This window comes from Massilia sp. NBRC 108631 (genome assembly GCF_059704565.1).
Genome location: NZ_BAAKJE010000292.1, coordinates 22,439 through 31,643 on the forward strand (window position 1 = coordinate 22,439; position 9,205 = coordinate 31,643).

The 9,205-nt window shown below is 54.7% G+C and carries 3 protein-coding genes; all 3 read left to right on the top strand.

What is annotated here, in order from left to right:
- The first annotated feature begins 217 nt into the window (after positions 1 to 217).
- A complete protein-coding gene (locus AC6H42_RS31665) occupies positions 218 to 2,077 on the top strand; it encodes an ATP-dependent nuclease (RefSeq protein ID WP_497549798.1) in 1,860 nt (619 codons plus the stop codon).
- 313 nt (positions 2,078 to 2,390) lie between these two features.
- A complete protein-coding gene (locus tag AC6H42_RS31670) occupies positions 2,391 to 6,824 on the top strand; it encodes a hypothetical protein (protein ID WP_497549799.1) in 4,434 nt (1,477 codons plus the stop codon).
- Between the two features lies 1 nt (position 6,825).
- Positions 6,826 to 8,835, top strand: coding sequence for a hypothetical protein (locus tag AC6H42_RS31675; protein ID WP_497549800.1), 2,010 nt, complete (start codon positions 6,826 to 6,828; stop codon positions 8,833 to 8,835).
- Positions 8,836 to 9,205: the final 370 nt, after the last annotated feature.

Genomic DNA, 9,205 nt, shown 5'->3' on the forward strand with positions numbered 1-9,205 from the left:
TGATCAGCCTGCCGAATCCGTAAAGTTGGCACACCGCCACAGCATCCGCACCCATCAGGCACATTTTGATGAAAGTTCCCACTTGGGTTGCTTTGAGCCGGCGCCATCTAGCATTGAGAAACGCACCCGTGTAGACAATTGGCTGTGCAGTTGCGTTTGGGAACTTTGGAGGTTATTCTCAACAAGGATTTTCACTTCAAGCCTTCAGGCCTCCAACATGCGACAAGAAAAAGACAATGAGGTAGTACAGGAAAACGCTGTTGATCATACAGCCCCCGAAAGCGAGGAATTCATTGAGCTGGCGGGATTGCGTTATCCAGCCGGGCCTGCACCTGTAGAAGTCACCGACACCCGGTCCGCTCGAGGCCGCAAATGGAGTGCGCTCGAATCTATAACCGTCAGAAAATTCAAAGCGGTCACGGAAGTAACCATTCCGCTGGATAGCGTCACTATTCTCGTTGGACCTAATGGTTGCGGGAAGTCGTCAGTGCTCCAGGCGATACATTGGGCTGCGCGTGCTGCCAGCTATGTATTGCCGAAAAATACCAAAGAAATGATATCTTTTGAGCGCCTTGACTACGTACCATCAAGTGAACCGCTGACAACGCTGCATAATGGTGAACTTAAGTCAGATTCCAGCTCTGTCTCAGTAGAAGTCGTCTTTGCACACAAACATGTCGGAGAGGAATCGACTCAGGCAACCGTCCGCATTCGGGCGGCTAGAAATCGCGGTGGTGTTACGGCCTACATGGACGGTGGCAATGCTGTAACCCCGTACAAACAAAGGTTCCAATTCATCACTGCTTACATACCGGGGCTTGCTGGCTTGTCCGAAAAGGAGTCTATTCTTGCTCAGCCGACGCTCCGCAGGCAAGCAGCCAGCGGAGATGCAGGTGGCGTTTTACGGAATATTTTGTTTAACTTGCACAGCCGAAGACAGGATGAGGAGGACCAACAGCTAGGTATTGATCGCCTGAAGAAGCTCAACACGCTGGTCCAAGAAGTACATCCGGGCGTCTGCGTCGGTGTCGAATTCGATCCGCGCGAGGATTACCATATCTCAGCCACAATTCAGACCGCCGATATAACTGATTCCAGTCGACCACTCGAGACGGCTGCGACTGGGGTACTTCAGGTAATCCAAATTTTTGCGTACCTTATTCTCTTTGAACCCAAGCTGATGCTTATCGATGAGCCTGACGCTCATCTGCACCCCAACAAACAGGAACGACTTATCGAGGCGCTTGAGCGCGCAGCACCCGAGTATGGTACTCAAGTAATTCTTACCACTCATAGTCCAAATATTGTTCGTGCTGCTAGTCCGTCTGCAAAGCTGGTTTGGATGAAGAGCGGTGCTGTGGAGTCAGAGGATGATGAAATTATCCGCAGATTGCTTGGGTGGGGAGGGCTTGATAAAGCAGTCCTATTCTTTGTCGAAGATGAAGACGATAAACCGCTTCGCGCGCTCTTGCGCCAATGGCCGGACCTTGCTCGGCAACTCGCAATTTGCAGGTGTTTTGGGATTGAGAATCTGCCCAAGGATAAGTTTCTTGAGGGCCTCTTGCTGGACGGCAAGCTAAATAGTCGAGCCTTAATACATCGCGATGGCGATTTCATGACAACAGACGAAGCATCGCGCTGGGTGAAAGGATTTAAGACACCGGGAGTCTACCCGTGGGTTACCACCGGATCCGATATCGAGGCATTCTTCTGTCAGGCCGATTACTTATGCGCTCTTTACGGTGTAGAGCTCCACGTCGCAGAGCAATGGCGACAGCAAGCAGCCGAAAAGGTGGGCAAAGCGCATGACACTTTTCTGGAAAAACGGAGGAATATTGTACGGACTATTTGGCCGAACGGCGGATCGCCAGACGCGGAAGCGATGTGGGGCGCAGCAGGCGGCAAATCCCCTTCTACTGTTAAAGGTAAAAAGCTCCTCGCAGCTCTAAAAACTGTCGTCACAGCGGCAGGAAAAGATGAGGCGCTTCTGAATGCATGGTACATTCCGGCCGGATTCACCTTGGCGCCCGACCTGCAGAGGCTAATTGAAGACGCGATCAAAGGCGAACCCTCGTAAAGGGTGTGCGAGGTGCGAGTGCGGATTAGCCAAACTGCAGGATGAGTGATCGCGGTGCCGAACGCTAAAACGTTCACGTCGTCGAACTTGACAGTAAAGCTATCTACGCCCCATTCACACAACAATGTTCGGCAGCGGTTTCGAACACTCCAGGCGCTGCGACTGCGCCAGCAGGTTCAGCTTCGCACCTAACGCGTCGCGCCTCGGTCAGGGATCGTAGAGGCGGATCGGATAGAACTCCCGGCCTGAACGGCGATTGCGAATGGCGCGAGGAGCGCAAACGAAAGTGGGGTGGGATTTACGCTACCTTCCCATGGATGTGTGGCAGCGTGCCTGTGACAACAAGACGAAGGGATCGGATTTGACAAGGAAGCAAAAGTGGGATGTAGATAAGAGAGAAAGGCTGTTCGACCTCGCATGTGCCCACGAAAAACAATTGCATAGCGCTGGCTTTGAACTCACCCACGATTCAGAGGTCATCCTGGCCATCCACGGTGCGTTCGCCGAACTGGACTACACGCCCCTCGCGATCTTGCACCAACTGGCCGATATGAAGATCCTTGGGAGGAATCAGGCGAGCCGCCAGACGGGCGTCTTTTTTCGGCCCAAAACCGACATCGCGTCCGACAACTTCAGGATTGGGCCAATTTATCCCGCTGCAAGCCCCTTGGAGCTGGAGCACATCATCCACAACATCCCAAGCCTCCTCGGCCGGGACTGTAGGGACGTACATGGGCTCTGCAATGCCCTATCAAGGCAGTTTGCGCGCTCGCCACGCAACGTGCGCAAGATCCTACGCGATGAGAAAATCATCCACCAGGGACCTGGTGGCAGGTGGCGCTTGGACGAAAGGTTCAGCGTGGACGCCAACCCCTTGCACGAATGGCTTTCCAAACGCCACGCGCCTGTTGAAATCCGCCAGCAGATCGCCGCGCAGCGCGCACTGGCTGGCAGCTTCTACGCCGCGACCAACCACCCTCTCCCGGCTGTGATCCGCTCGACCGATGGTACCGGTTACGGCAAGACTTATGCGGTCTTTGACCAGTACTTGAAAACCGTCAGCCGGATGGAAAATGGCGTTGGGCATCGGAACCTTCTATTCATCACGCCGCAAAAGGCTCAAATCGACATCGACCGGAAGTTCGTCGAAGAGGCCATTCGCCTACAAATCCCCTTCCTCCCCATTCTGTCACGCGAGGACCTCACCGATCCCGATTATGTGGACTGGGTCAGCAAGGAGAAAAATCGCGACAAATATTTTCGGTGGTGCGTGGAGGGGAAAAAGGCGCCCGATCTTCGGCCACTGGTAGGAAAACTCGAAGTGATCCTCCACCAGGTCGATAATACAAGGTCGCTTTTGAAGTCGCATGGCGACGGCGCCGAGCGTGAGTTGCACCGCGTACACCTCAGCTCGCTCAATGGCCGACTCCTGGCGCTCCTAAAGGAGCTTGGCGTGGCTGTCGTCAACTGCAATGGCAAACCGCTATCGATTCCAGAAATTGTAGGCCGTGCCGGAAAGTTCGATGGGTTGCGATTGGAGATCATCAGCCGGAGTTTCCCCCTCGAAGTCGCTCTCCACCAGCCCTGCATCTTGCTTGCTACCACCAAGAAATTCGATACCGAAATGGCGACGCTGATACTAGGCCGCAGCGGGAACTATGCAGCAGGTACAGCCGACTTCTACGAACTCATTGGCGGTAGCCAAGTAGATAAAGACGTGGTGGTCAGTGCCGCGACCCTGTTACCCGATGAAGAGCAGCGCGCATTTATCAAGGAGAAGCTGTTCGCGGTGGATGAGAAGAACCGGTTTCGTCAACGCCGCGTCGCATTTACGGTGGTCATCGATGAGGAGCACGAGGCCTACAAGATCCTCGCCGCAGAACGCAAGGCTTCCCTGATTGCTCCAGAGACGAACATCCCCCATGTTCTGTCGTCTGCTTGGCGCCTGTTCAAGTCCATCGGAGGAGAATCGGCGGTGATGAGCTCGGATCGACCCTTGCATGACGTGGCCCGCGGCTTCTTCGAGCGCGCCCAGGAACTGTTGCGTACCCATTGCGATTTGTCGACCGGGCAGTCCTTCGCCCGTATCCTGTCGCTCTTTGAAGCAAATATTGGCTACGTCCAGATCGACAAGGGCGACGTCGAGCAAGTGATCAACATCACGCGAAACGTGTTCAGTTTCACGCCAAAGCGCTTTTTCAATGAAGGCGCCTTGCGAAGCATCCGCATTCAAGGTAAAAATGCGAATAGCTACTGCCAGATCTATTTCGGTGCTGAGGAAGACGGCAATCCCACGCTGCATGACCTCTACCAGCTGCTCATGGCCCTCCTAGCCGCAGCCTCCGAAGTGAACGGTAAAGACCTGCCGCGCTTGCTTGGGTATGAAGGCGAAATCAGCCAAAATGCATCGCTCGGTAGATTCATTGTCAAGGCCAACAACCATCGGCATGAGGTTCGTCACCTGTTCGACCGTTCCCTGGACGAAAACCAAGTCATTAACATCTTTTTTACCTACTTCCAACCTAAGACGGTATTTTCGATCGAGCCGCGCAAGAGCGTCCGATTCAAGGACGAGCGCTTGAACGAATATGTCTACGCGGACTTCCGCATGGACCTTCTGCTGGAATTGCCGGAGGTGTCGCTAATGCGCATGGCCCACAACACGCGAAACGCCTTGTTCAACATGAGCGCAACGACCGGGTTTTACGGAGTCTACAACGGTAGCTACAACCATAAGATGTTGCACCACTACGGCGAAGGCGGGAAACAGAACCTCGAATTTCGTGTAGTGCGGCGAGATGAAAAGGAAGTGCCGATCCTTGCGGCGTTGCGCGCGGCGCGCGGAGCTGTGCGCCGTGTTAATTTCCACAGTTTCCCGGCTGAGGGAAACAGCATCAGGAATGCTCCGGAACCTGAAATCAAGCGCGCGGTACAGCAGTGGTTCGACGCGCTCCATGTCCCTGCGAACATACGCAACAACCGCTACCACAAGCGCGAGCTCATGCGTCAGTTAGATGCGATCCTCTCGGCCGCGCGTGATGGGACGAGTTCCCTTATCCTCTCGCTGAGCGGGAACATCCGGGAATTGTTCAAAACGTACCTGGATCATAGCCAGGGTGCGAGCCGCATGCTAAAGCGATGCGCCAAGGACCAAGATCACATCTATGATTTCACGCCCTTCTCCGATGGCTATGAACTGCGCCTGGTGTTCTTCAATGCCGACCTGGGCAAGCTCAAGGATCTGCGGAGCTACACCGAGATGACGTCCGAAAGGCAGCGGCTCGTGTTCGTCGCTTCTTACGCCAGCGCCGGCACGGGCCTAAACTACTTCGTGACGTACGAGGGCACGGAATTCAAGGAGGACTTCAACCGGCTGGTATTGGTAAATAGCCCCTACTACAGTGAGGTGATGCAGCGCGACCAGGGATTGAACACTCTGGAAAACTGGATCACCCTGATGAAGTATTACGCCGATGGGAAGGAAATCAAATACCTGCGGGACTTCGACACGAATCTAGTCTCCGGCGCCAATTACAACGTACTGATGCGCGAACATGCGATGAGTGTGTTCAAGGTGGTGATGCAGGCCATAGGCCGAGTGGAACGCGCCGACAGCATCCTGGCCTCGGAGATCTATCTGTCCGACGATATCCTTGAAAACGCGACAATGCAGTTCGAACAAATCACCCGACATGGCAATGAAGTGGTCTTGGGATCGATGTCCCTTCTCAATCAAAGCCTTCGCGAACATTGCCGCGGCATCGCAGCGCAGGTCTCGTTCGAGAACGACGCGGCACGCATTGCATTTGAAACGGAGATGGAAGAGCGAGCCCGCCGGATTGAACAGTTTTTCAGCAAAGTCTTGCGCCAGGAACTGCAACGGGCGCGCTCCGGCGCGTTCGAGGCGATCGAACTCAACGAAGTACTACGTTCGATGGATTGCGTCTTCGCCCCCGAAAGATGGCTAGCCGCCCTCAAGCGCGTTCCGCTTATCGCCACCGATCCGTACTACGTCTCGGTAATCGAAAACTTCTATGTCCGCCGCTCCGGCCCGGCGGCCGGCATCCGGTTCTGCATCAAGGCGAAACGTTCCATTCTGACCGACACGTTCGGCGGGGTGGCGCTCTACCAGCCGCAATTACAGGTCCTGCCAAACTACGTGAGGCTTGAAGAAAGGTCTGGGGAGTTTTGGGAGCGCTATTCCAAGCTGGCTAAGCTCCAGGAGGAGGCCTTTCGGGATTTACTCCCCGTGCCGGGGATCCTTCCGCTTTTGAAGGGCAACGTCGGCGAATACCTGCTGGACGGCCTGCTCGACCAGATCGGACAGGAAGCCATGTCGACCGAACAGGTGTTCGACAAGCTGTCTGCTACTTGCTACGAGCTCTTCGACAGGTACGTGGAAGTGGACAAGACGCTCGTGTGCATCGATGCGAAGAACTGGTCACTTACCTTCGATCAAACTGAGCTTGCGCAAGAACTGCATGTCGAAGCCAGCCGCAAGATGAATCTGCTCCGGACGTCCATGTCGGGCCGCTATGACGAGATTAAATTCGTCTATCTCAACACGCGTGTGGACAGCAATCCGCTAAACCTGATGCCGGAGGCCGATGGCAAGGGCGCCTACTACCTGAACTTGATGAAAAGAGAAAGCAGCTATGCGCCCAGCAGGGATAAATTCGAAAGCAACATATCTGAACGATTGGTGCTCAACCGGCGCTTGCTGGCTATGCTGACGCCGGGAGCGTAAAGTGAAGACGACACAAGATTTTCCCATGCATCAGGCGCTCGATATGCCAAATGCTTGCACCAACATCTGGAAGATCGCGCTGCCGGATGAAGAGTTCGCCCGTAGACTATGGTCGGGTTCGGGCCGCATCGGTATTGACTATTTTTCGCGCGAGATCACCCGCCAAAAAAAAGAGGCGGCCGAACATTATTTCGTGCGTGTGCATATTGAAGCGAAGTCCGTGCTTCGCCGGCACCTGGGCTTGTCCCAAGGGATGGCGGTCAATTACGAACTCCTGCAAGCGGGCAACCTCTGCTATTTCGTGTATATAGACGACCGGGTGGAGCAGCAGCAAAAGACCCTAGACGCTCTTTTTTCCTGCGAGCTGCCCTCCCATAGAATCGTCCAAGCCCTCATCAGCCTGCGCGTCAAGGCCGCTCTCCTTGAGGAAGTCAACAAGGACTATGAAATCGCCAGCCACCATTACAACGGGGCGCTTTACATCGGCACCGAACTATATCCGCGCAAAAAGGACGGACGCGTCGTGATCGACACTTTCGAAGCGCGATTTTACTACTCCGATCGACAGGAACTTGTATCGACGCTGCATAACCGCACTTTCCTCGCTGCCCCCGAAGCGGACCTTCACGCGCCAGTTGAAGACACGACGATGACTATCCGTGTTGGCAATACAAGGTACATCAGTCAGACCCAAGTGGACGCAAGGCTCTACGGTCGCAAGAAATTCATGCGGTTTCAGGCGGCTTATCCGGGTTGTCAGAACCATGCGCATACGCTTGTGGCGCGCTGCGTAGCACAGCAACTCGATATTCTAGGCATCCCGGCCCGCCGGGAAGCGTTCAAAGCAAATGCCGTGTGGGACCAATTCGTCACGGCGGCAGATCCTAGACCCCATGTCACCACAACCATTGTCGACAATTATGGTCCCTACCCTTCCGAGTCGGTCAGGGAAAAACTGTATGCACAGCTGCGACAGGCATTCTCGCCGTGCGAGATTACCTCGTCCGAAAAAGTAACGAGCTATGGGGACCTGCGTGAAGCATCAGCTTACATATTTCTCAATAAGGAAATTGGAAGGGGAGGCGCGAGTATTGCCGAAGCACGCTCCGGGCGACAGTTCGCAACCTTTTGGCAGGCGCTGGCGCACCACCGGGCGAAGGAAGGCAGTCAATTCGATCTGTATACACGCCTAAAGATCGAGCACTTCGAATGCCGCGGGAATATTGTCATGCAAGGCATTGACCTCCCCGAACAGATGCCTGCCAATGACACGCCTGTCAATGAGCAGGTGTTACTCAAGGTACGCAAGGAACTGTGGCTAAAACAGGGCGTGCTGCGCCAACGTGCGATATCGGGCTTGAGCAGCATGCCGGGTGGAAGTTACCAGCTGATCTACGTTCGCCGGCCGGAGAACCAGTTCTTCGCGTCGATACTATCCTGCCGTTTTGAACAAGGTACGCTTCATCTGGTCGAGCAATCGGTGTGCGACAACGAAGAGGAACTGCGTTTTCGTTTTCCGTATCTGCGCGTCATTCAAAAGCTCTACGACGACGGTTTTTACCTTTACGATTGCGATGGAAAAGCACTGCTAACGGCTTATACCAGCGCGCGCGTCCCGCAGATCCTCGGCAATATGCTCTTCGATAACGTTCAGCGTTTCCACGAAAACGACGGGGCGTTGCGCAAGCTGAGCGCGCGCGGCGAGAATCCCCTCCCCTATTACGTGACGCCGCGCGTGCGTGAACAGTATCACCACATATTTCTCCAAGAGAAGGAAGGTGATTTGCGCTACTTCGTATCGCCCAAAGGCAATCCACAGTCGGTCTTTGCCAGCCAGTGTCGCATCTACAATATCCTTACCTGGGATAAGGACGGTTTGCCGACGAGGCAACTAGAACAGCCGGTCACCGCCATGTTCCTACAAAGCTTCACCGACGATATCGTCCTGAACGGCCAGGTGAGCAAATCGTCGCTAATTCTCAAGGCGGCGCGCCTCTACCTGGAGAATTAGGTGCCCGATGAAGTTTTTCGACTTTGGCAAACGTGGCCTCGATTTCCCCTAGCAGCTTATCCTTGTAGCAACCTGCCAGTTCAATGGCCAGCGTATGGTGGGGACTCTTTTCCCTTGCGCTTCGCCCAGAGACTCCAAACTGCGCGGCGATGGCCGATCGCGCCGCGCAGCGGCCGATCCACTCCCGTACGCACTTCAAGGCCATCGTCGGCGTCATGTCGAGGTCGTGCTCAGTGGCCATCTTAATGAGGTAGCGCATAATGATGGTAAGCGTCCAGCCGCCGCCGTCTAGACTTCAAGCGGCAGCATCTCTGATGATCGAATCGAAGGCACAACAAATTTGTGCCCACAAATTCGATTATGGACACAA